The 25,297-nt window shown below is 73.8% G+C and carries 22 protein-coding genes; 10 read left to right on the top strand and 12 right to left on the bottom strand.

Translation table 11 applies throughout. From position 1 onward, the window contains the following. Positions 1 to 30: 30 nt before the first annotated feature. The 3 genes from J2S58_RS15895 to J2S58_RS15885 all read left to right on the top strand — a co-directional run bounded on the left by J2S58_RS15895 (position 31) and on the right by J2S58_RS15885 (position 2,537). Positions 31 to 483: a DoxX family protein gene (locus tag J2S58_RS15895; RefSeq protein ID WP_205256465.1), complete on the top strand. Its 453-nt coding sequence runs from the start codon at positions 31 to 33 to the stop codon at positions 481 to 483. Positions 484 to 544: 61 nt separating this feature from the next. Next, on the top strand, positions 545 to 1,138 hold the full coding sequence (locus tag J2S58_RS15890) for a DUF6328 family protein (protein ID WP_205256466.1): 594 nt from the start codon (positions 545 to 547) through the stop codon (positions 1,136 to 1,138). 208 nt (positions 1,139 to 1,346) lie between these two features. Continuing rightward, the gene (locus J2S58_RS15885; RefSeq protein WP_205256467.1) at positions 1,347 to 2,537 is read left to right on the top strand and encodes a zinc-dependent alcohol dehydrogenase; all 1,191 of its coding nucleotides are present in this window, start codon (positions 1,347 to 1,349) and stop codon (positions 2,535 to 2,537) included. Positions 2,538 to 2,790: 253 nt separating this feature from the next. Here the strand turns inward: J2S58_RS15885 and thiD are convergent, their stop codons facing one another. The 3 genes from thiD to thiM form a co-directional block, all read right to left on the bottom strand. Continuing rightward, positions 2,791 to 3,633 (bottom strand): bifunctional hydroxymethylpyrimidine kinase/phosphomethylpyrimidine kinase, encoded by an 843-nt coding sequence (thiD, locus tag J2S58_RS15880; protein WP_306828875.1) that lies wholly within the window; start codon positions 3,631 to 3,633, stop codon positions 2,791 to 2,793. Between the two features lie 26 nt (positions 3,634 to 3,659). Beyond that, positions 3,660 to 4,349, bottom strand: coding sequence for a thiamine phosphate synthase (thiE, locus tag J2S58_RS15875; protein WP_205256594.1), 690 nt, complete (start codon positions 4,347 to 4,349; stop codon positions 3,660 to 3,662). 86 nt (positions 4,350 to 4,435) lie between these two features. Continuing rightward, complete coding sequence (thiM, locus tag J2S58_RS15870; protein ID WP_205256469.1) at positions 4,436 to 5,248, bottom strand: hydroxyethylthiazole kinase; 813 nt, start codon at positions 5,246 to 5,248, stop codon at positions 4,436 to 4,438. A gap of 231 nt (positions 5,249 to 5,479) precedes the next feature. Here thiM and lon point away from each other — a divergent pair, with 231 nt between their 5' ends. After that, positions 5,480 to 7,918 carry an endopeptidase La gene (lon, locus tag J2S58_RS15865; RefSeq protein ID WP_205256470.1) on the top strand — a complete coding sequence of 813 codons (2,439 nt, stop codon included), beginning with the start codon at positions 5,480 to 5,482 and terminating at the stop codon, positions 7,916 to 7,918. Between the two features lie 239 nt (positions 7,919 to 8,157). Continuing rightward, complete coding sequence (locus J2S58_RS15860; protein WP_306828870.1) at positions 8,158 to 9,477, top strand: multidrug effflux MFS transporter; 1,320 nt, start codon at positions 8,158 to 8,160, stop codon at positions 9,475 to 9,477. A 98-nt stretch (positions 9,478 to 9,575) separates the two neighbouring features. Here J2S58_RS15860 and J2S58_RS15855 read toward each other — a convergent pair whose 3' ends face one another. Next, on the bottom strand, positions 9,576 to 10,844 hold the full coding sequence (locus J2S58_RS15855) for a transglycosylase family protein (RefSeq protein WP_306828868.1): 1,269 nt from the start codon (positions 10,842 to 10,844) through the stop codon (positions 9,576 to 9,578). Positions 10,845 to 11,295: 451 nt separating this feature from the next. On the opposite strand from J2S58_RS15855, the gene J2S58_RS15850 reads away from it, so the two are divergent. After that, on the top strand, positions 11,296 to 12,123 hold the full coding sequence (locus J2S58_RS15850; RefSeq protein WP_205256472.1) for a spermidine synthase: 828 nt from the start codon (positions 11,296 to 11,298) through the stop codon (positions 12,121 to 12,123). Between the two features lie 23 nt (positions 12,124 to 12,146). Here J2S58_RS15850 and J2S58_RS15845 read toward each other — a convergent pair whose 3' ends face one another. Continuing rightward, positions 12,147 to 12,800, bottom strand: coding sequence for a hypothetical protein (locus tag J2S58_RS15845; protein ID WP_205256473.1), 654 nt, complete (start codon positions 12,798 to 12,800; stop codon positions 12,147 to 12,149). Beyond that, positions 12,797 to 14,437 (bottom strand): transglycosylase family protein, encoded by a 1,641-nt coding sequence (locus J2S58_RS15840; RefSeq protein ID WP_205256474.1) that lies wholly within the window; start codon positions 14,435 to 14,437, stop codon positions 12,797 to 12,799. Before J2S58_RS15840 ends, J2S58_RS15845 begins: the two co-directional genes overlap by 4 nt. Positions 14,438 to 14,951: 514 nt before the next feature. Here J2S58_RS15840 and kynA point away from each other — a divergent pair. From kynA to J2S58_RS15825, 3 genes are all read left to right on the top strand, one after another. Then, complete coding sequence (gene kynA / locus J2S58_RS15835; RefSeq protein ID WP_205256475.1) at positions 14,952 to 15,848, top strand: tryptophan 2,3-dioxygenase; 897 nt, start codon at positions 14,952 to 14,954, stop codon at positions 15,846 to 15,848. A 97-nt stretch (positions 15,849 to 15,945) separates the two neighbouring features. Then, positions 15,946 to 17,181 (top strand): kynureninase, encoded by a 1,236-nt coding sequence (kynU, locus tag J2S58_RS15830; RefSeq protein ID WP_205256476.1) that lies wholly within the window; start codon positions 15,946 to 15,948, stop codon positions 17,179 to 17,181. Then, entirely contained in the window at positions 17,178 to 18,017 is an 840-nt protein-coding gene (locus J2S58_RS15825; RefSeq protein WP_205256477.1) for a PaaX family transcriptional regulator, read from the top strand. The genes kynU and J2S58_RS15825 overlap by 4 nt, the downstream gene beginning before the upstream one ends. A gap of 32 nt (positions 18,018 to 18,049) precedes the next feature. Here J2S58_RS15825 and J2S58_RS15820 read toward each other — a convergent pair whose 3' ends face one another. From J2S58_RS15820 to J2S58_RS15810, 3 genes are all read right to left on the bottom strand, one after another. Beyond that, positions 18,050 to 18,526, bottom strand: a complete 477-nt coding sequence (locus tag J2S58_RS15820; protein WP_205256478.1) for a DUF3592 domain-containing protein — start codon at positions 18,524 to 18,526, stop codon at positions 18,050 to 18,052. A gap of 68 nt (positions 18,527 to 18,594) precedes the next feature. Further along, entirely contained in the window at positions 18,595 to 20,268 is a 1,674-nt protein-coding gene (locus J2S58_RS15815; RefSeq protein WP_205256479.1) for an ABC-F family ATP-binding cassette domain-containing protein, read from the bottom strand. A gap of 70 nt (positions 20,269 to 20,338) precedes the next feature. Further along, the gene (locus tag J2S58_RS15810) at positions 20,339 to 20,623 is read right to left on the bottom strand and encodes a DUF427 domain-containing protein (RefSeq protein WP_205256480.1); all 285 of its coding nucleotides are present in this window, start codon (positions 20,621 to 20,623) and stop codon (positions 20,339 to 20,341) included. Between the two features lie 192 nt (positions 20,624 to 20,815). Here J2S58_RS15810 and J2S58_RS15805 point away from each other — a divergent pair, with 192 nt between their 5' ends. Continuing rightward, a complete protein-coding gene (locus J2S58_RS15805; RefSeq protein ID WP_205256481.1) occupies positions 20,816 to 21,469 on the top strand; it encodes an SDR family oxidoreductase in 654 nt (217 codons plus the stop codon). A gap of 39 nt (positions 21,470 to 21,508) precedes the next feature. On the opposite strand, the gene J2S58_RS15800 is transcribed toward J2S58_RS15805, so the two are convergent. Genes J2S58_RS15800 through J2S58_RS15790 form a run of 3 tightly spaced genes read right to left on the bottom strand, consistent with a single transcriptional unit; the run spans position 21,509 to position 24,776 of the window. After that, positions 21,509 to 22,264, bottom strand: a complete 756-nt coding sequence (locus tag J2S58_RS15800; protein ID WP_205256482.1) for a glycosyltransferase family 2 protein — start codon at positions 22,262 to 22,264, stop codon at positions 21,509 to 21,511. Then, positions 22,261 to 23,652, bottom strand: coding sequence for a PIG-L family deacetylase (locus tag J2S58_RS15795; protein WP_306828855.1), 1,392 nt, complete (start codon positions 23,650 to 23,652; stop codon positions 22,261 to 22,263). Before J2S58_RS15795 ends, J2S58_RS15800 begins: the two co-directional genes overlap by 4 nt. Further along, on the bottom strand, positions 23,649 to 24,776 hold the full coding sequence (locus tag J2S58_RS15790; RefSeq protein WP_205256484.1) for an acyl-CoA/acyl-ACP dehydrogenase: 1,128 nt from the start codon (positions 24,774 to 24,776) through the stop codon (positions 23,649 to 23,651). Before J2S58_RS15790 ends, J2S58_RS15795 begins: the two co-directional genes overlap by 4 nt. Positions 24,777 to 25,297: the final 521 nt, after the last annotated feature.

Below are 25,297 nucleotides of genomic sequence, written 5' to 3'. Positions count from 1 at the left end.
CGCCGAACCACCCTCCGGAGGGAAGCCACCATGGCCACCAGCACCGTCTCCCGCATCACCGCCCCCGCCCTGAACACCGTCCGTACCGATGTCGCCCTGCTGATCGGGCGCGTCGTCGTCGGCGTCGTCTTCATCGCCCACGGCTGGCAGAAGCTGGTCACCAACGGCATGCCCGCCACCGTCGACGGCTTCACCGCGATGGGCATCCCCCTGCCCGAGCTCAGTGCCTGGTTCACCGCGCTCGTCGAGGTGGTCGGTGGCGCCGCCCTCGTGCTGGGGCTGCTCGTGCCGCTGGCCGGCCTGCTGCTGGCCGTGGTCAGCGGCGGGGCCCTGGCCTTCGTCCACCTGGAGAACGGTCTGTTCGCCGCCGACGGCGGGTACGAGCTGGTCCTCGTGCTGCTGGCCGCCAGCCTCATGCTGGCCGGGCTCGGCTCCGGCCGGTTCGCCCTGGACCCGATGGTCTTCGGGCGTCGCCGGCGTTGATCTCCCCGCTCGACCACAGCACGGACTGGCCCTGCGGGCCGGGATCGCGCACGCTCGCCCGGTGAGCACCGATTCCACGCCCGGGCCGGCAGCACCCCAGCACGACGACGAGCCCCGGCCGCATCCAGCGGCCGGGGCTCCGTCCGTTCCGGCCGCCTCCCCCGCCCCGACACCCGGCGCCGTCCCGTACGTCCGGAACGAGACCACCGGCCAACAACTGGACCGCAACTACACCGAACTCCTCCAGGAGCTGCGGGTGGCCCAGAACGGGGTGCAGATCCTTTTCGCATTCCTGTTGACCCTCGTCTTCCAGGCGCGCTTCGCCGCGGTCACCGACCTCCAGCGCGGTGTCTACCTGGCCACCCTGCTGAGTTCGGCCGCCGCGGTGGTCTGCTTCATCGCCCCGGTCTCGGCGCACCGGCTGATGTTCCGCAAACAGGTCAAGGACGAGCTCGTCCGCTTCACCGGTCGCTGTGCGATCGCCGGGCTCTGCCTGCTCGCCGTCAGCATCCTGGGTGCGCTGCTGCTCATCGTCGGGATCGCCGCCGGCCGACTCGCCGCCGGGCTGGCCGTCGGCGGGGCGACCGTGCTGATGCTGGTGTTGTGGTGGGTGCTGCCGTCCCGCGTCCGCGCGCGCACGTCCCCGCCATCCTGACCGAACCCCGGCGGCCACGCCGGTGTCGTCCCGCCGGACTACCCTCGATCGTGGACGGTGCCTCCGCACCAGGCGCCCGGGTCGAGCAAAGGCCCCTTCACGTGCCGGCCGTCCTCCCCCGAACCCGCGCTCCGTGCGTGCCCGGCGGCCCCCGCTGCCCTGTCGCCCTCGGCCCGCGTCCCCTCGCCCCACCCGAAGGAGCCACACCATGAAGGCACTCACCTGGCAGGGCCGCCGGACCGTGAAGGTCCTCGACGTCCCCGATCCCGTCCTGCAGGCGCCCACCGACGCCATCGTCAAGATCACCTCGTCCGCCATCTGCGGGTCCGATCTCCACCTGTACGAGGTGCTCGGCCCCTACCTGGACGCCGGCGACGTTCTCGGCCACGAGCCCATGGGCATCGTGGAGCAGGTCGGTGAGCAGGTCACCCACATCAAGCCGGGCGACCGGGTCGTCATCCCGTTCAACATCTCCTGCGGCACCTGCTGGATGTGCACCCGCGGGCTGCAGTCGCAGTGCGAGACCACCCAGGTGCACGCCTACGACAAGGGCGCCTCGCTGTTCGGTTTCAGCAAGATGTACGGGCAGATCCCCGGCGGCCAGGCCGAGTACCTGCGCGTGCCGCAGGCCCAGTACGGGCCGATCAAGGTCTCCGACTCCGGCCCCGACGAGAAGTACCTGTTCCTGTCCGACATCCTGCCCACCGCCTGGCAGGGGATGGCCTACGCCGACACCCCGGAGGGCGGCACCGTCGCGGTGTTCGGCCTCGGTCCGGTGGGGCAGTTCGCGTCCCGCATCGGCAAGCTGTGGGGACGACGCGTCATCGCCGTCGACCCGGTCGCCGAGCGTCGCGAGATGGCGGCCCGGCACGGCGTCGAGGTGCTGGACCCGGACGCCGTCGACGACGTCGCCGCCGCCCTACGCGAGATGACCGACGGACGCGGCCCGGACTCCGTCGTCGACGCGGTCGGCATGGAGGCGCACGGTTCCGCCGGTTCCACCGCGGCCAAGATCGCGCAGAGCACGGTCGGTCTGCTGCCCGACGGGTTGGCCCGCAAGCTCACCGAGACGATCGGCGTGGACCGACTCACCGCCCTGCACAACGCCCTGGACTCGGTGCGCCGCGGCGGCACCGTCTCGTTGTCCGGCGTCTACGGCGGCGTCGCCGACCCGATGCCGCTGATGTCGATGTTCGACAAGCAGATCCAGCTGCGCATGGGCCAGTGCAACGTCAAGCGCTGGATCGACGAGATCCTGCCCGTCGTCGAGGACCCGGCCGACCCGCTGGGCGTGCTCGACCTGACCACGCACAGCGTCCCGCTGGACCGGGCGCCGGAGATGTACGAGATCTTCCAGAAGAAGCAGGACGGCTGCATCAAGGTCGTGCTCAAGCCCTGACGTGACACCGCCCCGGGCGCTCGTGCGCCCGGGGTGGGTACGGGGTGCGGCGGCGCGGGTTTCGGGGTGCGGCGGCGCGGGTTTGGGGTGCGGCGGCGCGGCTCGCGAACGCGCCCCGGTTGCGAGGCGGACGGCCCACACGCGCCCGGAATGCGTGAACGCGCCTCACGCGTGAGGCGCGTTCACGCAACCGGGGCGCGTGCTCCGATCAGCCCCGCTCAGCTCCGTTCGGCCCCGTTCAGCCCCGTTCCGCTCAGCCGGCGGTGTCGGACTTCCGCTCGTTCCAGATCCCCGCGAAGTGGTGCACGGGTCCGTGCCCGTCGGGTCCCACCCGGCCGATCTGCAGCTGGTCCGCCCCCTGCAGCGCGCGGGTCAGGTAGTCCTTGGCCCGGCGCACCGCGGTGAGCCAATCCGGCGAGACCGGACGGAGCGCGGCAATGGCCGCGGACAGGGTGCAGCCGGTGCCGTGCGTGTTGCGGGTGTCCACCCGCGGTGCGGTGATCGCGACGACCTCGTGCCCCGGTTCGCCGTAGAGGTCGACCACCGTGCCCCCACCGCCCAGCTCGTCGGTGCGGTGACCACCCTTGAGCAGGACCCGCCGGGCACCGGCGGCGAGCAGGGCGTGCACCTGATCCGTCGCCTCGTCGGCGGTCCCGGCGGGCGGACGGCCGAGCAGCGCCCCGGCCTCGGCCAGGTTGGGGGTGATCAAGCCCGCCAGCGGGACGAGCTCGTCGCGGACGACCGCCTCGGCATCCGGGGTGAGCAGCCGGTCCCCGGAGGTCGCCACCATCACCGGGTCGAGGACCAGGTGCGGCGCGGATCCGGGCAGGGCCGCCGCGAGTGCCCGGGCGATCCCGGCGTCGGCGACCATGCCGATCTTCACCGCGTCCAGCGCGACGTCGTCGAGCAGCGTCCGGAGCTGCTGGGTGACGAACGCGGCGGGGACGGCGTGCACCCCGGTGACCCCGCGGGTGTTCTGGGCGGTGAGGGCGGTGAGCACCGCACAGCCGTACGCCCCCAGTGCGCTGAACGTCTTGAGATCGGCCTGGATCCCGGCCCCGCCGCTCGGGTCCGAACCGGCCACCGTCAACACCACCGGCGGGTGACCTGCCGGTCGGGGACTCACGACCGGCCGTCCACACCGGTCGCCGACACGTGGTGCGGCACCGGTGATCCCGTGGATCCACCGGACGGCACCGACCGCCATGCCCGGAGCAACCGTTCGGTCGCCGACGCCGGGTCGCCCTGTCCGCAGATCGCGGAGATGACGGCCATGCCCACCGCACCGGCCGCGCGCACGGCGGCGGCGTCGGCCACGCCCAGCCCGCCGATGGCCACGCACGGCAGGGTGGTCCGCGCGGTGAGATCGGCCAGCCCGGTCAGGCCCACCGCGGCGGACGCATCCGTCTTGGAGGGGGTGTCCCGGATCGGCCCGACACCGAGCAGATCGACCGTGCCGGCCGGGAGCGCGACCGCCTCGGCGAGCTCGTCGGCATTCGAGATCGACAGCCCGACATGGAGATCGGGCCCGACCAGACGGCGGGTGCTGAGCGGATCGAGGTCACGCTGCCCGATGTGCACGCCGTCCGCTCCGACGGCCAGGGCCACGTCGGCGCGGTCGTTGACGACCAGCGGGACGGTCGTCGGCGCCAGGGCGGCGACGAGGGCCCGGGCCAGCTCGGCCAGTTCGCGCGTGGTCGCCGACGGGTCCCGCAGTTGCACCATCCCGACGCCGCCGGTCACCGCGGCCCGCACGGTGCGCACCACCGCGTCCGGGCCGCCGCACTGACGCGTGTCGGTGACGAGGTACACCGCGGGATCGAACACCACCGTGCGCGAGCCGCCCCCGGTCCGGCCCGCGCCGGCCTCGCGGCGTCCGCCGTCACGAACCCCGGACGTCACCGCACCCCGCCCCGCGCACCGACCGCGGCGGGATCGAGACCGTCCAGCCCGTCGAGCAGGGCGACCGCGAAACTTCCCGGCCCGGTTGCCTTCTCGGCAGCCTGCTCCCCGGCCACGCACATCCATGCGGTGGCCGCGGCGGCGGCGAGCACCGCGTCGTCGCCGACGGCCAGGCAGGCGCCGATCAGCGCACCCAGCGAACAGCCGACCCCGGTGACCCGGGTCAGCAACGGGTGCCCGGAGGCCACCCGGACCGTGCGAGTGCCGTCGGTGATCAGGTCGACCGGGCCGCTCGCCGCGACCACGGTGCCGAACTCCCGCGCGACATCCGCCACGACGTCGGTGATCTCGTCGGGCGTGGTCGTGCTGTCCACCCCACGACCGCCGGCCCCGCCGACCAGGGCGGCGATCTCGGAGGCATTGCCGCGGATGACGGCCGGGCCGAGCCGGGCGAACTCCCCGGCCACCGCGGTGCGCAACGGCAGGGCGCCGATGGCCACCGGGTCGAGCACCCACGGGACCCCGGCGGTGTTTGCGGCGGCGATGGCCACCCGCATGCCGTCGACCTGGGGGGTGGTCAGCGTGCCCAGGTTGATCAGCAGTGCTCCGGCCACGCCGGCGAGCACGCCGGCCTCCTCGGGGGCCTCCACCATCGCCGGGGCCGCGCCGGCCGCGAGCAGCACGTTCGCCGTCACGTTGGCGACGACCCCGTTGGTGATGCAGTGGACGAGGGGGTGCGTCGCCCGGACCGCGGCCACCACCTGCCCTATCTGCTCGGGGGTGGGCGGAACCGCACGTGCGTCTGCCATGGGTGGCGTCCCTTCGCAAGCATGACCTCGACAGGTACCACGGGTCCTTCTCAGCCGGGACGCGTGCGGCCCGGCGCCCCGCGCCTCGGCCACCGTAGACCAGCAGCGGTTTCCGCCGTGGGCGAACCGGCGGACCGGCACGGAACAGAGCGGGCCCGGCCGGCATTGAGTCAGACACGCATTGAGTCACCCCCGCTCAACCTCACGCCCTCCGCTCACGAAGGCAGACACATGACCGACCAGATCACCGACACCAGCCCCACCCCCGATACCGACACCACCCTCGACCTGCCCGTCCTGTCCCTCGCCGACATGGTGGTGCTGCCCGGGATGGTCGTGCCGATCACCCTGGACGACGCCGCCCGCGCCGCGGTCGACGCGGCCCAGGCGGTCACCCGCACCGGCGAGGAGTCCAGCGAGCACGCCGACACCCGAGCAGACACCGCCAAGCCGCAGGTACTCCTCGTCCCCCGCCTCCCCGACCGCTACTCCGCCTACGGCGTGCTCGCGACCGTCGAGCAGGTCGGCCGCACCGCCGGGGGCGAGCCCGCCGCCGTGCTCCGCGCCGGCCGCCGTGCCCGCCTCGGCGCCGGGGTGACCGGGCCGGGAGCGGCCCTGTGGGTGCGCGCCGAACCGACCACCGACCAGCCCGCCGATCCCGAGCACACCGCCCGCGCCCGCGAGCTGGCCGCCGAGTACAAGTCCCTGGTCGTGGCCACCCTGCAGAAGCGGGACGCCTGGCAGGTCATCGACACCGTCGAGAAGATGACGGACCCGTCCGTGCTGGCCGACGCGGCCGGCTGGGCCCCGTACCTGACCGACGAGCAGAAGCGCACCCTGCTGGAGACGCCGGACGTGATCGCGCGCCTCGAGCAGGTCATCGCCTGGACGCGCGCACACCTGGCCGAGATGGACGTCGCCGAGAAGATCTCCACCGACGTCCGCGAAGGCATGGAGCGCAGCCAGCGGGAGTTCCTGCTGCGCCAGCAGCTGGCCGCGATCCGCAAGGAGCTGGGCGAGTCCGACCCCGAGGGCAGCCAGGACTACCGCAGTCGCGTCGAGGAGGCGGACCTGCCCGAGCACATCCGCACCGCCGCGCTGCGCGAGGTGGACAAGCTCGAGCGGTCCAGCGAGCAGAACCCGGAGACCGGGTGGATCCGCACCTGGCTGGACATCGTGCTCGACCTGCCCTGGCAGACCCGCACCACCGACAGCACCGACGTGACCGCGGCCCGCGCCGTGCTCGACGCCGACCACCACGGTCTGGACGACGTGAAGGACCGCATCGTGGAGTACCTGGCCGTCCGCAGCCGGCGGGCCGAACGGGGCCTGCAACTGGTCGGCGGCCGCGGCTCCGGCGCCGTGCTGCTGCTCGCCGGTCCGCCCGGGGTGGGCAAGACCTCCCTGGGCGAGAGCGTCGCCCGGGCCCTGGGGCGCAGCTTCGTCCGGGTCGCCCTGGGCGGCGTGCGCGACGAGGCCGAGATCCGTGGTCACCGGCGCACCTACGTCGGCGCCCTGCCCGGCCGGATCGTCCGCGCCGTCACCGAGGCGAAGACGATGAACCCGGTCGTCCTGTTGGACGAGATCGACAAGGTCGGCGCGGACGGCTACCGGGGCGACCCGGCCGCCGCCCTGCTCGAGGTGCTGGACCCGGCGCAGAACCACACGTTCCGCGACCACTACCTGGATCTGGACCTCGACCTGTCCGACGTGCTGTTCGTGGCCACCGCCAACGTGGTGGAGAACATCCCGGCCGCCCTGCTCGACCGGCTCGAGCTGATCACCATGGACGGCTACACCCAGGACGACAAGGTGGCCATCGCCCGCACGCACCTGCTGCCCCGCCAGCTCGAGCGGGCCGCGCTCGACGCGTCCGAGGTCGAGATCACCGACGCCGCCCTGCACCTGATGGCCGCCGACTACACCCGTGAGGCCGGGGTGCGACAGCTCGAACGCCTGCTGGCCAAGACGCTCCGCAAGGTCGCCCTGCGGCTGGCCACCGACGCCGGGCCCGTGACGGTCGACGAGGGCGACCTGAAGGGCCTGATCGGCCGTCCGCGGTTCACCCCGGAGACGGCCGAACGGACCTCCGTGCCCGGGGTGGCCACCGGACTGGCGGTCACCGGCCTCGGCGGCGACGTGCTGTTCATCGAGGCCAGTGGCTCGGCCGGCGATGCCGGTCTCACGCTCACCGGGCAGCTGGGCGACGTGATGAAGGAGTCCGTGCAGATCGCGCTGTCCTACGTCCGTTCGCACGCGGGCGACCTCGGGGTGGATCCTGCGACGCTCGACCGGCGCATCCACCTGCACGTCCCGGCCGGCGCCGTGCCCAAGGACGGGCCGTCCGCAGGCGTCACCATGGTCACCGCCCTGGTGTCCCTGGCCACCGGCCGGCCGGTGCGCGGGGACGTGGCGATGACCGGCGAGGTCACCCTGAACGGGAAGGTGCTGCCCATCGGCGGGGTCAAGCAGAAGCTGCTCGCCGCCCAGCGGGCCGGGGTGTCCACCGTGTTCATCCCCGCCCGCAACGCGCCCGATCTGGACGACGTGCCGGCCGAGATGCTGGCCGCCCTGGACGTCCGCCCGGTGGCCGATGTCGCCGAGATCCTGGCCCTGGCCCTGGAGAGCGCGGCCCAGCAGGACGCGGCACCGGCGGTGGTCGCCGCCTGACGGACGGCAGCACCGGGGCGTGGCCCGGGGAATGATTCCCCGGGCCGCGCCGTTGCCCACGAGGTCGGGCACAGGCATTCCGGGGTCCGTACACGCACGTCTCCCAGCGGGACGGCCCCGGGTACCCCCCGCCGGACGGCACCCGCCGTCCTGCGGGCCCAGCCTCCACGTCGCGGTGGTCCGGCCGACCGACCACCGCCTCCCGGGGCGGACCCGAGACCTCCTGGAGCCAGACCCTCGTGATTTCCGCCCCCACCAGCACAGCCCCGACCAGCACCGCCCCCACCAGCACGGCCACCACCGCCACGACCACGGGGGCAGCGCCGGCGCCGCCCACCCTGACCAAGGTCCGCGGCGCGTTCGTCCTGCTGCTCGGTGCGCTCACCGCCATCGGGCCGCTGACGATCGACCTGTACCTGGCCGCGTTCCCGGCCATCACCACCGACCTGGCCACCACCCAGGGCGCCGTCCAGCTGACCATCGCGGCCACCCTGGCCGGGCTGGCCATCGGGCAGCTGGTCATCGGATCGCTCTCCGACGCCCTCGGCCGTCGCCGTCCGCTGATCGTCTCCCTGGCGCTCTACGTCGCCTTCTCGGTCGCGATCGTCTTCGCCCCGTCCGTCTCGGTGCTGGCCGTGCTGCGCTTCGGCCAGGGGCTCACCGCCGCCGCGGGCATGGTGCTCTCGATGGCGATCGTGCGGGACTCGTTCCACGGGACCCAGGTCGGCAAGGTCATCGCCCGCCTCATGCTCGTCGTCGGGGTGGCCCCGATCCTCGCTCCGGTGATCGGCGCGCAGCTGCTGCTGCTCGGCTCCTGGCGGATGATGTTCGTCGTGCTGGCCGGCTTCGGGCTGGTGCTGCTGGCCCTGGCGATCTTCGTGGTGCCGGAGTCGCTGCCGGTGGAACGCCGCCGCTCCGGCGGGCTGGGCGCCGCCCTGCGCTCCTACGGCTCGCTGATCACCGATTTCTCGTTCCTGGGTCTGGCCCTGCTCAGCGGCCTGTACATGGCCGCGCTGTTCACCTACGTCTCCGGCGCGACCTTCGTCTTCCAGGAGCAGTACGGACTCTCCGCGCAGCAGTTCGCCCTGGTGTTCACCAGCGGCGCCATCGCGGTGACCGCCGGCAGTCAGATCAACGGCGCGCTCATCGGGCGGGTGCACCCGGCGACGATCCTGCGGGTGGCCGTGCTGTCCGGTGTCGTCCTCGCCGCGGCGATGGTCGCCTCGTCGCTGCTCGACCTGGGCATGGTCGCGCTGATCGTCCTGCTCGTCCTCACCCTGCTGACCGCGGGCTTCGTGATGCCGTCGGTGCCCACCATCGCCCTGCAGGCCAACCCACACCGCGCCGGGAGTGCCGCGGCCCTGCTGGGCGCCCTGCAGTTCGGGCTGGGCGCGGCCATCTCGCCGCTGTCCGGAGCGTTCGGGCCCACCACCGCGCTGTCGATGACCGTGGTCATGTTCGGCTCCATCGTCGCTGCCGCGGTCCTGCTGTTCCTGCTCCGACGCACCCTCACCCCGCAGCCCGCCACCGAGAAGGTGCTCGCCCGCTCGGGGCAGTGACACCCGCAGCGGCAGGAGATCCGGGGCACCCCCGGGACGACGCAACGCCCGGCTCCGCGATGCGGAGCCGGGCGTTGTGCCGTCGAGGAGCCGGCCGGTCAGGCCGTGCCGCAGCCCAACAGGGTGTTGAAGCCCGCCGTGCCGATGCCGAAGGCGCAGACCTGCTCACCGGGCTTCATCGGGATGGAGTCGGTGAACCCGTGGGCGCCGCCCGTGCTGAACATCCGGTTGACGTCGTCCCGTCCGCCGTCGGCGCGGTCCACGTAGCCCACACCCGAGACGTACAGGTGGACGGGGATGGAGGCGTCGGGGTCGGCCGGATCGATGGCCCACCCGGCGACGGTGGCCCGATCACCGGCGAGGGAGACGACGTCGAGCGAGCCGAACGGTGCCTGCGGGGCCTGGAACGTGGTGCAGGACAGCTGAGTGTTGACCGCGAGCCCGATGCCGAACGCGCACACGGTGTTGGTTCCCGGCCGGGCGCCGACCTGGGCCAGGAATCCGTGGTTGCCCGGCAGGCCGGTCACCTGGTTGACGTCACCACGGGCACCGTCGGCGGTCACCGCGGTACCCACCCCGTTCACGTACACGTGCGCCGGGATGGACCGGCCCGGGTCGTTGGCGTCCAGGGTCCACCCGGCGACCACGGCGCTGCCGTTGCCGGCGAACCGGGCGACGTCCAGCGAACCGACGGGCGCGTAGGGCACCTGGACGGTGCGGCAGCCGAGCAGGGCGTTGTTGCCGGCGTTCACGCCGATCGCGTACACGCAGACGTCGTTGCTCCCGCGCCGGGCGGGGACGGTGTTGGCGATGCCGTGGTCACCGCTGATCCGGAAGGCCGCGTTCACGTCGGCCCGGCTGCCGCCGGACCCGAGCGGATACCCGACCCCGTTGACGTAGACGTGGACGAAGACGGCGCTGCTGGAGGAGTTGGGGTCGAACGCCCACCCGTTGACCGTGATCGTGGCGGCCGCGGCGTCCGTGGTCACCGAGTCGATGGTGCCCACCGGCGCGGCGAGGACGACCGGGGCCGCGGGCTGGCCGCCGGCGGGCGGCGAACCGGTCAGGCCGACGATGCGCGCACAGGACCACGGCGACCACCCGCGGGAGTACCAGAGCTTGAGGGCCAGGGCGTCCTGCACGGCGGGGCTGGCCTGGTCCGGTCGGCCGGTCCCGCCGACGCTGCGCCAGGTCGACAGGTCGAACTGGTAGGCGCCGTAGTAGCCGTTGCCGGTGTTGATGGCGTAGTTGTTGCCCGACTCGCACACGCGGAGCCGGTACCAGTCGTTCGCGCTGGGCTCGGCGGACGCGCTCCCCGCGCCGGGGCCGACCAGCAGCGTCAGACCCATCGCAGCGGTCGCGGCCACCGCCCCGAGTGAACGGAGGCGGCGCCGGAGACGGCCGGCGAAGGGTGCCCGGTCGACGGACGGGGCGGCGGACGGCATGCTGGTCGAGCCGTTCGGGCACGATGAGGCCACGGATCATTCCCACTTTCGGTACCTGCGAGTGTCGCTCCACCACGCTGACATCTCGGAGGTGTAAAGGAGCGGTGACGGTTCGGTCGCGAACGCTACCGGAGCCCTCCGCATCCTCAAGAGGGGCCGTTCGGCCGTCGCCATTCCCATTCGGCGTAGTGGCGATCCACAGACGACGCACAGCGTCACCGTGACGTCCGGCGTGACCTGCGCGAACGCGTCCAGGGCCCGGACGGCCCCACCACCGGAGGACGTGGGGGTGATCGCCTGCGGAAATGGGTCAAAATCACCCGAACGGAGCGAGGGTCTTCGCCCGTCGACCGTTCGACGACCAGGGAGCCCGATGTCCGGCGACGTGACGGGAACACCGGCCCCGGATCCGGTCGTCCGGCGGATCGACACCGGCACGGTGGAACTGCGGGCCGATCCGCGCTCCCCGCGGGCCTTCCTGCTGCTGGTCAACGGGGTGGAGAGTTCCTACGTCGATCTGGACCGGCCGGAGCTGCTGGACTTCGAGTACCAACGCTGGGCGGCGGTCGTCCTGGCGTCCGCCCTCGGTCCGGCCGGACCGCCCGCGAGCGGGGTCGATCCGGTCCGCGTCCTGCACCTCGGCGCAGCCGGTTGTGCGCTGCCCCGGGCCCTGCTGGCCGGGTGGCCCGGATCCCGCCACGTCGCGGTCGACCTGGACGGGGTCCTGCTCCAGCTGGTGCGCGACTGGTTCGCCCTGCCCGGTCCGCCGGCCCTGCAGCTGGTCACCGGCGACGCGGCCGAGGTGACCGCCGCACAGCCCGTCGGGGCCTACCGGGCCGTGGTACGGGACGTGTTCTCCGGCGATCGGACCCCGGAACCCCTGCGCACGACATCCTTCGCCCGCGAGGTCGATCGGATCCTGGAGCCGGCCGGGATGTACCTCCTCAACTGCGGGGACGGACCGGACCTGATCGCAGCCCGGGCCGAGATGACAGCGCTGGCCGGGGTTTTCGAATACCTGCTGATGGTCGCCGACCCGCCGATGCTCAAGGGTCGGCGACGCGGGAACATCGTCATGGTCGGTGCGCACCGGCCGATCGACGCCGATGCCCTGGCCCGTGAGCTCCGGGCCGGCGCCGTTCCGGCCCAGGCATGGGACGACCGTCGGTGCCGGGCCTTCGCCCGACACCGACGGTCGTGAGCACCGCGCGGGTCGGCCGCAGCTCAGTAGAAGCTGATGTGGATGTGGTCCATGTGGCAGCCGGTGATGTTGGTCGGGTCCGGGCATCCGTAGACCGTGGACCGGTACGGGCCCCAGGCCTTCGGCGAGTACGCACCCCAGAACTCGTTCTGCCAGATGACGTAGTAGATGCCGAGCTTGGCCTGGTTGGCCACGAACCAGTTGGCGGCCCGCCACCCGGCGGCGACGCCCGCCGACGTGCGGTAGTCCTGGAACAGGTCGCAGGCCTTGCCGAGCGGGTGGTCGGAGGTGGGGTTCCAGGCGTGTTCGTCCCAGCACCGCACGTTCGACAGGTTGATCACGCCGGCGGCGAGCGCGGCCCGCAGACCCACATCGGTGCGCGCGGTGAGCTTGGCCCGCGCGTCACCGGCGAAGCTGAAGTCCGGCACGCTGGCCGTCTGGCTGCTCCACGTCCGCTGGGTGGTCAGCCCGGCCGGGATGTACTCCTTCTCGCTGGTGCCGGCGGCGGTCAACCCCGCGGGCAGCGCCGCGGCCGAACCGGGACCACTGGTCCCCGCGGTCGCGGAGGAGCCGACGACGCCCAGCACGAGCGCCACCGCCAGCCCCAGCACGGCCAGCAGGTCGCCGGGGTGTCGGCGGGTGGCCTTCCGCCGGCGGGCGATCGTCGGCCTGGTCATCGGGATCCCCCGTCGGTGGTGGTCGGCGCCCCGGTGGTGGACGCCGGAGCGGTGGTCGCCGGTGCACTGGTCGCCGGGGCGGTGGTCAGCGGAGCCCCGGTGGCCGGGGCGGGGGTGGTCGGCGTACTGGTACCCCGGCTGCTGGTGGCCGGGACAGGGGCGGGCGTCACCGGAGCGACGGCGCTCGGCGCGGTGCTGGTCGGCGCGGTGCTGGTCGGCGCAGGGCTGCTCGGGGCGGCCTCGGCGGGCGCTTCCTGCACCGCGACGCCGGACCGGGCCACCGATCCGTTCTGCACGTCCCGACACCCGATCACCAGGTTGCTGGGATTACCGGGCCGGCCGATGCCGTAGGCGCACACCGTGTTCCGCCCGGGCCCGAGGGGCACCGTCTCGGCGTAACCGTGGGCACCGGAGATCCGGAACGCCGCGTTCACGTCCGGTCGGTCCTCGTCGGCGCGGAAGGCGTACCCGACCCCGTTGACGTAGATGTGCACATCGGTGGAGGCCGAGGTGGCCGGGTCGAACGCCCACCCGAAGACGCGTGCGGAGGAGCCGGACACCTGGATGCCGTCGAGCGACCCCAGCGGGGGCTCGGCGGACTGCACGTCCCGGCAGGCGATCAGGGCGTTGCCCGACGAGGCCGACCCGATCCCGTACGCACACACCGTGTTGGTGCCCCGCCGGAGCGGGACGTTCGCGGCATACCCGTGCCGGCCGGAGATCCCGAGGACGGCGTTGACGTCCGGGCGGGAACCGTCGGCGGTGAAGGGGTATCCCGTGCCGTTGACGTACACGTGGACCGGGATCGAGGTACCCGGGGAAGCGGGGTCGACGGCCCAGCCGGCCACCCAGGCGTTCAGCCCGGTCGCCGAGACGACGTCGACCGACCCCACGGGCGGGGTACCGACGGCGGTCAGCGTCCGGCACCCGATGTGGCTGTTGCCGCTGCCGCCGATGGCGTACGCGCACACGGTGTTCGGTCCGGGTCGGAGCGGCACCTGGACCGAGAAGCCGTGCCGCCCGGTCACTCCGAGGACCTGGTTGACGTCGGTGCGAGTGACGTCGGCGGTGAAGGGGTAGCCGATCGGGTCGACACCGGGAGCACTGACGTAGACGTGGACCTGGCTGGCCGCGGAGGTCCGGGTGGGGTCGAGCACCCATCCCGCGACCGTCGCGGACAGTCCGTCGGCGGAGACCGAGTCCAACGAGCCGACCGCGGCCGCGCTGTTGTTGCCACCGCCGCCGCCCGCACCGTCCAGCCCGAGGATGCTCGCGCACACCCACGGACTCCACCCCCGCTGCTGCCAGAGCTTGAGGGCGAGGGCGTCCTGGGTCGCCGCGGACGCCTGGTGGGGCAACCCGGTCCCGCCGACGCTCCGCCAGGTGGACGCGTCGAACTGGTAGGCCCCGTAGTACCCGTTCCCGGTGTTGGCGGTGTAGTTGTTCCCCGACTCGCACTGGCGCAGTCGTTGCCAGTCGGTGGCCGAGGGGTCGGCGGAGGCCGATCCCCCGCCGACCAGCACGGCGGCGAGGGAGACCGCCACGGCCAGGAGGGCGACGACCGCGGACGGTCGTACCCGGCGGCGGCCGGGGGGCGCGGAGACGCCACCGGGCGCTGTGGTCCGCTCTGCTGTCACGTGATGTCGCTCCTGATCGGCCGGGGCAGTGGCGACCGGCCCATCGGGGCTCCTGCCGCGCTGCAAACACGTCGAGTGGTGAAGAGGTGACGATCTGTTCTGCCAGGACAACACCCCGGCCGGAGATGAGCGAACTCTTTCCCCCGTACGAGGTCTCGTACGGAGCAAAGTCCCCCCGAAGGAGTGAAGCTAACTCATTGCCACTGCATGGAGTGAAGCACCGGACAACAATTCGGTTATTACACGGGTGTCATTCGCCGTGCTCAGCAACCACACAGAAAAACCGGTACTGCTGAACACTTCTCGTGGATGCACGGCGTTCGGGCCGTCCTCGGTGGACCCCGGCACGGATGGTCACGACCGGACCCCTGCAGTGCCTTTTCCGCCGCGGAGCCGCATCGCCCGTCCGGGTGATCCAGCGTCACCCGCTCCCGGACCGGGTGACGACCCGCCTCCACCGCCATCTGGTGCGTCCTGTTGACGACCGTCAGAGGGACGCAATACGCTGACGGGCATGACCACCCAGCCGCTGCCCGTCACCCCACCGCTGGACGGGTCGGGTGGGGCACCGGCCGGGGCACGGCCGCTCGAGGCGTCCATCCACCGGGACATCGCCCGTTCCAACTACGCGGACTACCTGCGCCTGGACGTCCTGCTGGCCGCCCAGCAGCCCGTCTCCGACCACCACGACGAGATGCTGTTCATCGTCCAGCACCAGACCACCGAGCTGTGGATCAAGCTGGTCGTGCACGAACTGCGGTCGGCGATGGCGTTGATCGCCCGGGACGAACTGTCCCCCGCCCTCAAGCGGCTCGCCCGGGTCAAGCACATCCAGCGACAGATGACCGATCAGTGGTCGGTGCTGGCCACCCTCACCCCCACCGAGTACGCCCAGTTCCGGGATCAGCTCGGCCAGGCCTCCGGGTTCCAGTCGGCGCAGTACCGGCTGCTGGAGTTCCTGCTCGGCAACAAGAACGCCGCGATGATCCCGGTGTTCGCCCACGACCCCGCGGCCACCGCGACGCTGTCCGCCGCCCTGGCCGCACCCAGCCTGTACGAGGAGTTCCTGCTCTACTTGCACCGTCGCGGATACGCGGTCCCCGCCGTGCTCCTGGACCGGGACCGCAGCACCCCGCACCTGCGGGACGAGGCGCTGGTCGCGATGTTCGTCGGGATCTACGAGCAGCCGGAGAGCCAGTGGGAGGTCTACGAGGCGTGCGAGGAGCTCGTCGACATCGAGGACACCTTCCAGACGTGGCGGTTCCGGCACCTCAAGACCGTCGAGCGCATCATCGGGTTCAAGCGCGGGACCGGCGGCTCCTCCGGCGCCTCGTTCCTGGCCAAGGCCCTGGAGCTCACCTTCTTCCCCGAACTGTGGGCCGTCCGCACCGAGATCGGCCGGCCCCGCTGATCACCGCCGGTCCCACCCCGCCCGTCCGACCAGCCCCGCCCGTCCGACCAGCCCCGCCCGTCCGACCAGCACCGCCCACCCGAGAGGCGCCGAACCCGTGACCAGCACCCTGCCCGCCACCGCCACCAGCCGCGAGGACGCCGCCGCCCTGGACGTGGCCGACCCGCTGGCGCACTTCCGCGACCGGTATCTCCCGCTGGCCCCGGGGGTGACGGCCTACCTGGACGGCAACTCCCTCGGCCGCCCACTGGCCGCCATCGCGGAGCGGTCCGACGCCTTCATCCGGGAGCAGTGGGCGGGGCGACTGATCCGCGGCTGGAGCGAGGGCTGGATGGAGCTGCCCGAACAGGTCGGCGACGAGCTCGCGGCCGCCACCCTGGGCGCCGCCGCCGGGCAGACGCTGATCGCGGACTCCACCACGATCAACTTCTACAAGACCCTGCGGGCCGCGCTCGCCCTGCGTCCCGACCGCACCCGCATCGTCATCGACCGGGACCACTTCCCCACCAACCGGTTCGTGGTCGAGTCCGTCGTGCGCGACCTCGGCCTGGAGATCGCCTGGCTGCCCGGTTCGGTGGACGGCGGGGTCACCGTGGACGCCCTGGCCGAGGTGCTGGACGAGCGCGTGGCCGTCGTCGCGCTCAGCCACGTCGCCTACCGTTCCGGCCATCTCGCCGACGCCGCTGCGATCACCGCGGCCACCCACCGTGCCGGGGCGCTCGTGGTCTGGGACCTCTGCCACTCGGTCGGTGCCTGCGAGATCGAGTTGGACGCCTGGGAGGTCGATTTCGCCGTCGGCTGCACCTACAAGTTCGTCGGCGCGGGACCCGGCGCGCCCGCCTTCCTCTACGCCGCCGCCCGGCACCACGACCGGCTCGACCAACCGCTGTGGGGCTGGCTCGGCCGGGCCGACCCGTTCGAGATGGAACAGGGTTACCGGCCCGCTCCGGGCATCCGCTCGATGATGTCCGGGACGCCCTCGATCCCCGGGGTGCTCGCCGTCCGCGAGGGCGCCCGGGTCATCGCCGAGGCCGGCATGCCGGCCGTCCGCGCGAAGGCCGTCGCCCTCACCGAGCTCGTCGTCGAACTGGCCGACTCCTGGTTGGCCCCGGAGGGTTTCACGCTGGCCTCGCCGCGGGACCCGGCCCGCCGCGGTGGGCACGTCAGCGTCGCCCGCGCCGACGCCCGCCAGGTGTGCGCCGCCCTCGTGGAAGCCGGTGTGCTGCCGGACTTCCGGACCCCGGACGTGGTGCGCCTGGGGGTCTCCCCGCTGCCGGCGTCCTTCGTCGAGGTCTGGGACGCGCTGGCGGTGATGCGCGAGATCGGTCGGTGACGGCGCCGGGGCGCCGCACGCCGGGCTCGCTGATCGAGACCTTCGCCGGGCTGCACCTGCGCCGGCTGGGCGGCTGGATCGCCGTGGCCGACCTGATCGCCGTCCTGGCGCCCGCCGGAGTCGGCGGGCCGGCCGTCCGACAGGCCCTGGTCCGCATCAAGGCCCGCGGGCTGCTGGCCGCGCAGAGCCGCGGGGGCGTGGCGGGCTACCTGCTCACCGGGGCCGGGGCGGCCGACCTGGCCCGCGGGGACGGGCGGATCTTCCGGTACGGCGCGTTCGACGCCGACGTGAGCGCCGGTTGGGTGCTGGCCGTGTTCTCCGTCCCGGAGACCGACCGCGCCGCCCGGCACCGGCTGCGGGCCGAACTGACCTGGCTGGGCTTCGGGACGGTCGGCCCCGGGGTGTGGGTGGCGCCGGCGAACCTGGCCGCACCCGCCCGTGAGCAGCTGCGGGACGCCGATCTGGACCGGTTCGTCACCTGGTTCACCGGACACGGACCGGATCCTGCCCCGGTCGCGCAGTGGTGGGACCTGGCCGGCCTGGCCGCGATGTACCGGGACTTCCTCGGCGACTGGGAGACCGGCGGCCGCGTCGACCCCGATTCCCCCGCGGTCCGGCCGGCGACCGACGGGCGCGTCTTCGCCGACCACCTGCACCTGGTCGACCACTGGCGCCAGTTCCCCCGGCTGGACCCGGGCCTCCCGATCGGTCTGCTGCCGGCGGACTGGCCGGGGGCGGCGGCCTGGCGGGTGTTCAGCAGCCTGCACACGCGCTGGTCGACACCGGCGACGCGATACGTGGACACGGTCGTCCGCCCGACGCCGCCGGCGGGCTGACGCCGCCCACCGACCGCACCACGGTGGGCCCGTCAGGCGTTGAGGAAGGCGATCCCGGTGGCCAGGACACCGAGGAAGAGCACGACGGCCACCACCATGCCGACCACCAGGGTCCAGGTGGAGACCGATCGGCCCACGGTGGGCACCGACTCCGGGGCGATGCGCGCCCGGGTGGGGTCGGTGGGGTCGTAGAGCACCTCGACGAACGCCCCGGGCCGGGGCATGGCCGCGGCGAAGATGCGCGAGGGGAAGGTGATCTCCCGGCCGGCCGGGTCCTTGAAGCTGATCACCGGTTGCCGGACCTGGACCCGGAACCGGTCGCCGTGCAGGTCCAGTTGCGAACGGGAGAACTCGCGCTCGCTGACCACCACCCCGAGGGTGCGGATCCAGCCCCGCGGGACAGTGGCGATGCGCCGCCGGACCCGGGCCCGGCGGGCGGCGACGAACAGGATGACCATCAGCGCGAGCAACGGCACGAGCGGGATCAGCAGGGCGATCCAGTCGGGCACCCCCCGATCATGCCCCGCGCCGGGACCGGCCGCCGGTCCCGCCCCCGCGGTCCCCGGCCGCGCCCGGATCAGCTCTCGGTGACCCGTCCCGCCCGGACGTCCCAGCGCCGGTCGACCCGGACCGTCTCCAGCATCCGGCGATCGTGGGTGACCAGCAGGAAGGTGCCCGGGTAAGCGTTCAACGCCTGCTCCAGCTGCTCGATGGCCGGCAGGTCCAGGTGGTTGGTGGGCTCGTCGAGCACCAGCAGATTCACCCCACGGGCCTGCAGGAGGGCGAGGGCGGCGCGGGTGCGCTCCCCCGGCGACAGCGACGAGTCGTCCCGGACGACGTGGTCGGCGCCCAGCCCGAACTTCGCCAGCAGGGTGCGGATCTCCTCCGGGCGCTCGTCCGGCAGCAGCACCTCGAACGCGGCCAGCAGGCTGCCGCCCCCGCCGGCGGCGGTGCCCAGCAACGCGCGCGCCTGGTCGATCTCCCCGATCGCCACCGAGGACCCCCGGGTCACGGTGCCGGTGTCCGGGGCCAGCCGGCCGAGCAGCAGGGCCAGCAGGGTGCTCTTGCCGCCGCCGTTCGGGCCGGTCACCGCGATCCGGTCCCCCGCGTCGATCTGCAGATCGACCGGCCCCAGGACGAACTCGCCCCGCCGGACCGTGGCACCGCGGGCGGCCAGCACCACGCTGCCCGACCGCGCGGCGGCCTTGATGGAGTACTGCAGGGTCCATTCCTTGCGCGGCTCGGCCACCTCGGTGAGCCGCTCGATCAGCCGGTCGGTCTGACTGGCCTTGGCCGCCTGCTTCTCGGTCTGCTCGACCCGGTGCCCGCGGCTGATCTTGTCGTTGTCCTTGGACTTCTTCGCCGCTGCACGCAGGCCCTTGTCCATCCACGCCCGCTGCGTGCGGCCGCGCTCCTGCAGGTCGGACTTGCGCTCGGCGTACTCCTCGTAGGCCTCCCGGGCGTGCCGGCGGGCGACCTCCCGCTCGGCCAGATAGGCCTGGTAGCCGCCGCGGTAGACGGCGATCTGCTGCTGGGCCAGATCGAGCTCCACGACGATCGTCACGCAGCGGGCCAGGAACTCGCGGTCGTGCGAGACCAGCACCACCGTCGACCCGCCCGCGGCCCGCTCCTGGACGAAGCGCTCGAGCCGGTCCAGGCCGTCCAGGTCCAGATCGTTGGTCGGCTCGTCCAGCAGGAACACCTCGAACCGGGCGAGCAGCAGCAGGGCCAGACCGACCCGGGCCGCCTGCCCGCCGGACAGCGCCGTCATGGCCAGATCGCGGGCCGGCTCGCCGCTCACCGGCACCAGCCCGACCTCGACGAGGGCGGCGTCGATCCGCTCGTCCAGATCGGCCGCGCCCAGGGCCAGCCACCGGTCCAGGGCGATGGCGTACCGGTCGTCGGCGCCGTCCACGCCGGCACCGAGATCCTCGGCCGCGGCGTCCATCTCGGCCTGCGCGGCACCGACCCCGGTGGAGCGGGTGAGGAACTCCACGACGTCCTCGCCGGCCCGCCGCTCGACCTCCTGCGGCAGGTAGCCGACGGTCGCGTCGGCCGGAGCGAGGTCCAGGGTGCCCTCGTCGGGGGCGGTCAGCCCGGCCAGCAGCCGCAGCAGGGTCGACTTGCCGGCCCCGTTCGCCCCGACCAGGCCGACCACGTCGCCCGGCCCGACCGTCAGGTCCAACCCGGCGAACACGGTGCGGTCACCATGGGCGACCCCGACCCCGCGGGCGATCAACGTGGCACTCATGGCCGCGATCCTGCCAGCCGGCAGCGACCGTCCCCGACCTCATTTCCCCGGGCGCCCGGGGCGGCACCGATCAGTCGGTGACGGTGACGCCCTTCCAGAACGCGACGTGCCCGGCGATCTGCGCCGCGGCCTCCTTGGGCTCCGGGTAGAACCAGGCCGCGTCGGTGTTCTGCTCGCCGTCCACGGACAGCGTCCAGTACGACGCCGTGCCCTTCCAGGGGCACACGGTCGTGGTGGCGCTGGGCACCAGCACGTCCTGCCGGACCGAGTCGGCCGGGAAGTAGTGGTTGCCCTCGACGATCTCGGTGGCGTCGCTCTCCGCGATCACCACGCCGTTCCAGGTTGCGGTAGCCATCTCGGTGGCCGTCCTCTCCGAATGCCGGACGCCCTCGCGACCTGCGCGGGCACGTCCGGGACGCTACGCCGAGGGCGGCCCCGCCCGACCTGTCCGATCATGGTCCGCCGACGCGGCCTACCGTGACCGGATTCGCCGGGTGCGCGGGCCCGGCCGGCAGCCGGACCGGACATCCGGAGCAGAGGAGTTCTCATGAACGTCGTCATCGCCGGAGGCCACGGCAAGATCGCCCTGGCCCTGTCCCGCCTGCTGGCCGAGCGGGGTGACCGGGTCATCGGCCTGGTCCGCGGACACGATCACGACGACGACCTGCTCGCGGTGGGCGCGAACCCGGAACGGTTCGACCTGGAGAACGACACCGCCGACGACCTGGTCGGCACGCTGCGCGGAGCGGACGCGGTCGTCTTCGCCGCGGGTGCCGGTCCGGACAGCGGAGCCGCCCGCAAGGACACCGTGGACCGCGGCGGGGCGGTGCTGCTCGCCGATGCGGCGCAGGCGGCCGGCGTCCGCCGGTACCTGATGGTCTCCGCCGCCGGCGCGGACGGCCCCGCCGATCCCGGCTGGGGCGAGGTGTTCACGGCCTACATGGCGGCGAAGAGGGCCGCCGACGACGACCTGCGCGCCCGTGACCTGGACTGGACGGTGCTCCGGCCGGGCCGACTGACCGATGGGGCCGGGACCGGCCGGGTGGCCCTGAGCGCAGAGCCGGCGCCCGGCGAGGTGCCCCGCGAGGACGTCGCCGCGGTGCTGCTGGCCCTGCTGGACCGCCCGGAGACCGCCGGGCACACCCTGGAGCTGATCGGAGGCGACATCGCCGTCGAGCAGGCGGTCGCCGCCGTCGGCTGAGCCCCGACCCGGAACGGCCGGGCGGCCGGGCGGCCGGGCTCAGGCGGACGGCCGCCACCGCGGTTCCACCGAGGCGACCATCTCGCGGAGGTAGCCGGACATCCCCCCGGCCAGCCGACCGTGCAGGCGGGCACTGGTGAGCACCGGACTGGCGGCGACGGCGGCGACCCGCCCGCCGCCGTCCCGGACCGCCCGGCTCAGCAGCACGTCCTCGTGCTCGGCGACATCGGGGAAACCGCCGGCGGCGCGGTAGGCGTCCCCCCGGACCCCGAGGTTGGCGCCGTGCACGTGCGGATGTCCGTCGCGGGCCGGGTGTCGGGCCGCGAAGTCCCGCATGGCCGCGGCGGAGAGGTCGTCGCCGTGCAGCCGCACCATGCCCAGCAGGAGGTCGTCACCGGCCCGGGCGTGCCGCAGGTGCGTGTGCAGCCAGGTGGCGGGGACCAGCGAGTCGGCGTCCGTGCAGGCGATCCAGACCCGTTCGGCCGGCACCCCGGCGGCCGCCTCGGTCTGCAGGATCCGGGCGATGCCGGCGGCGCGGGCGCCGCCGACCCGGCCGACCGAGGTCAGCACCGTCTCCACCTCCGGCCAGGACGCGACCACCCGCCCGGTCCCGTCGGTGCACCGGTCCTGCACGACCAGCACCCGCACGCGGGGTGCGACGGGGAGGGCCTGCACGGCGCGGGCCGCGGCGGACAGCGCCAGCAGGCACCCGGGCAACCGGTCCTGCTCGTCACGCGCGGGGACCACCACCGCCACCACGTCGATGCGCCGGTCGTTCCGCCGGGGTGCGTTCACGACCCGATCCCGGGACGGGACACCGGTCGGACCAGCAGGTCCAGCCGGAAATCGGCCTCGACGTGCTCGGCGATCACCGTCAGCCCCGACGACGCGCGGAACGCGGCCTGCACCTCGTCGCCGCGCAGCGGGTAGTCGGCCACCGGATGCCGCCAGTGGCAGGTCAGCAGCACCCCGTCGGGGGTCAGCGCCTCCGCCGACCGGCGGACCAGCTCGGCCAGATCGGCCCGCGAGCAGTAGTAGCCGATCTCGGAGACGACGATCAGGTCGAACAGCCCCGCCGGCCAGTCCCGCGGGACCGTCCGCTGCTCGAAGCGGACGTGCGGCGACCCGGCGAGCCGCTGCCGGGCCCGCTCCAGCGGGGCCTGCGCGATGTCGGTGGACAGCAGCTCGTCGCACCGGGGCGCCAGCTCCGCGGTCAGCACGCCGATCGAGCAGCCCGGTTCGAACGCCCGACGGAAGCGCGCCCGGGGCAGCGCGGCGAGGGTCACCGCCCGCTTGCGGCGCTCGTACCACCGGTCCTCGAACCCCCACGGGTCCGCGCCGCCGGTGTAGAAGTCGTCGAAGAAGGCCCGGTCCAGGCTCTCCCCGCCACGGGCACCACCGGACGCGGCGACCCGGCTGCCGGCTCCCAGTCCGGAAACCAGGAACACCTCGACGTCGCGGTCGAAGTGCTCGCGGAACGCCGGCGGCACCACCGCCTCGTCCCCGGGAGCGTCGGACAGCGGCAGCACCTGACTGCGGTAGTCCTGCAGGGCCCGGCGCTTGGTCTCCAGCTCGGACCCGGTCAGCGTCAGGGCGACCGCTCCCGTCAGCAGGGCATTGCCCGGAGAACCCCAGTGCCACAACCAGATCGGGTACTCCAGCAGGGCGCAGCCGGTGCGCTCGGCGACATCGGCGGCCGCCAGCCCGGCGGCGTCGTGATCGGTGTGCCCGTCCCCGCGCAGCGGTGCGGCCAGCCACGTCCCGGTGCCGCCGGCCGCCACCCGCCGTTCGAGCGCCCGGGTCAGCTCGACGGCGTGACCGGCCAGCCCGCCGTCGGGCAGGCGCAGGAACTGCAGCGCCGCGGTCGGGGCGAGCACGGCCACCGCCGCCCGGGCCTCGGCCTCGCGGACCTCGGCCAGGCCGGCCGGGGTGTGGGTGGGAGATTCCGGGTGCGACCCCTCGCCCGAGGTCGCGATGATCACCGTGACGTCGATGCCCCGGGCCGCCGCCCGGGCGAGCAGTCCACCGGCGCCCAGGCTCTCGTCGTCGGGATGGGCGGCGAGCACCACGAGGTGCTCGAGACCGGCGTCGTCCAGGGGCCCGATCAGTCCCGGCAGGGCCTCCCGCCACAGTCCCTCGGCCGTGCCCTGGTCCCGGTGGTCGAACTCCGGTGCCTCGCTCACCATCCCGCTCCCGTCTCTGCTGCCGTCGTGGACACCTGTCGCCCCAGGGCCGCGTCGTCCCGCTCGGCGTGCTGCTGTCGAAGGTAGATCTGCAGATCCGCGACCCGACGGGCGTGCTCCTCGTCCAGCGCGAGCGGGGCCGGCCCGAGACAGCGGGCGGCCCGGTCCAGCGCGGTCTGCGCGGCCGAGGCCACCACCGCCCGCACCCGCAGGGCGAGCACGGCCCCGGCCGCCCCGTCGGCCCGGCCGGCGTCGATCGCGGATGCCGCCGCGGCCAGCACCGTGCGGGCCGCGAACAGCTGCGCGTCCACCGCGCCCAGGTGCATCTGGCCGATCTGGTCGCCCGCCCGGTGCCCGGGTTCGGCCACGGCCCGACGCAGCGCGCGGGCGATCCCGACGGCGCCGCCGTACCAGCAGGCCGCCACGCCCATCCCGCCCCAGGCGAACCCGGGACGTTGCAGGTACCACCCGGCCGCGCCGACGGGCGCACCGGGCGCGCCCAGCAGGTCGATGGGGCCCGAGCGGACGTCGGCCAGCCCCCGCGACACCCACCCGTCCTGGTGTACGCGGACGGTCGCGGTGGGGCCGGCCCCGTCCTGGAGGGTCACCGCGAACAGGCGCCGGCCGTCCGGGGTGTGGGCGGTGATCAGCGCGTGGCTGAGCGACCCCGCCAACGAGCACCAGGGCTTGGTGCCGTCCAGCACCCAGCTCCCCTCGTCGGCACCCCTGCCGACACCGCTGTCGGCACCCCCGCCGGCTCCGTCGTCGGCACCGCTGCCGGTGGCCCGGGCGTCCACCCGGACCCCGGGACCCTCGGCCGCGAACACCCCCCAGCTGGAGTCGGCGCCGACCCCCGGAACGCCGGGCAGGTCCGGGTCACCCGCCTCGGCCAGGATCGCGAGGGCGTCGAGATGGGCCTCGGCGACCCGGGCCGCGGTGAGGTCGGCGGCGGCCAGGGTGGCCAGGGCGGACCAGCGCAGCGCGGTGGCGCCCGCGCCCGGGGGCGGGAGCTCCGCACCCGTGCGCACGGCGGCGCCGAGGGCGGCCGTGGCCGACCCGCCGGTGGCCGCGGCGGCCACCGCGAGACCGGTCAGCAGGCGCGCGGCGTCGCCGACGACGGGCACGTCGCCCAGGGTGACCACCCCGGGGGACGGAGTGGGACGCGATGGGGCGTCGGAGGGCACGGGGCCTCGCCTTCGGCTCGACGGGTGGTGGGTGGGTGGTGAGGCGGGTGGGTGGTGGGGCGGGCGGTGGGCGGGCGGTGGGCGGGCGGTCCGTGGCGGGACGGATGGTCGACGGTCACGTCCTGTTCCGGGTGGATCACAGCCGATCAGGGGACGCCCGGCGACACACCGGCCCGATCGGGCGGCACGAGCCGCCGTCCACGCGCCCGCCGCCTTCACGCAGCGTCATCGACCCCGGGGGCCCGGGAGCGCCGGCCGATGGTGGGCCGAGCTGCCCCGACATCGGGACCGCCCCGTCGTTCGGACCTCGGGCACGCGCGGGGCGGGTACCCCCTCCGTCCGGGTACCAAACCACGGCGGGTCTCACGCGCCGTTGCAGCGGACGGTGGAGGCGTGCAGCAATAGTTACGACGAGTGATATCCGGAGCACAAACTGTGAACCAACGGGGGACGTCAGCGGG

This window comes from Nakamurella flavida (assembly GCF_030811475.1).
In the GTDB taxonomy this organism is placed as follows: domain Bacteria; phylum Actinomycetota; class Actinomycetes; order Mycobacteriales; family Nakamurellaceae; genus Nakamurella; species Nakamurella flavida.
The sequence above is the reverse complement of the archived record's forward strand: the minus strand, read 5'-3'. Positions and strand labels throughout refer to the sequence as shown.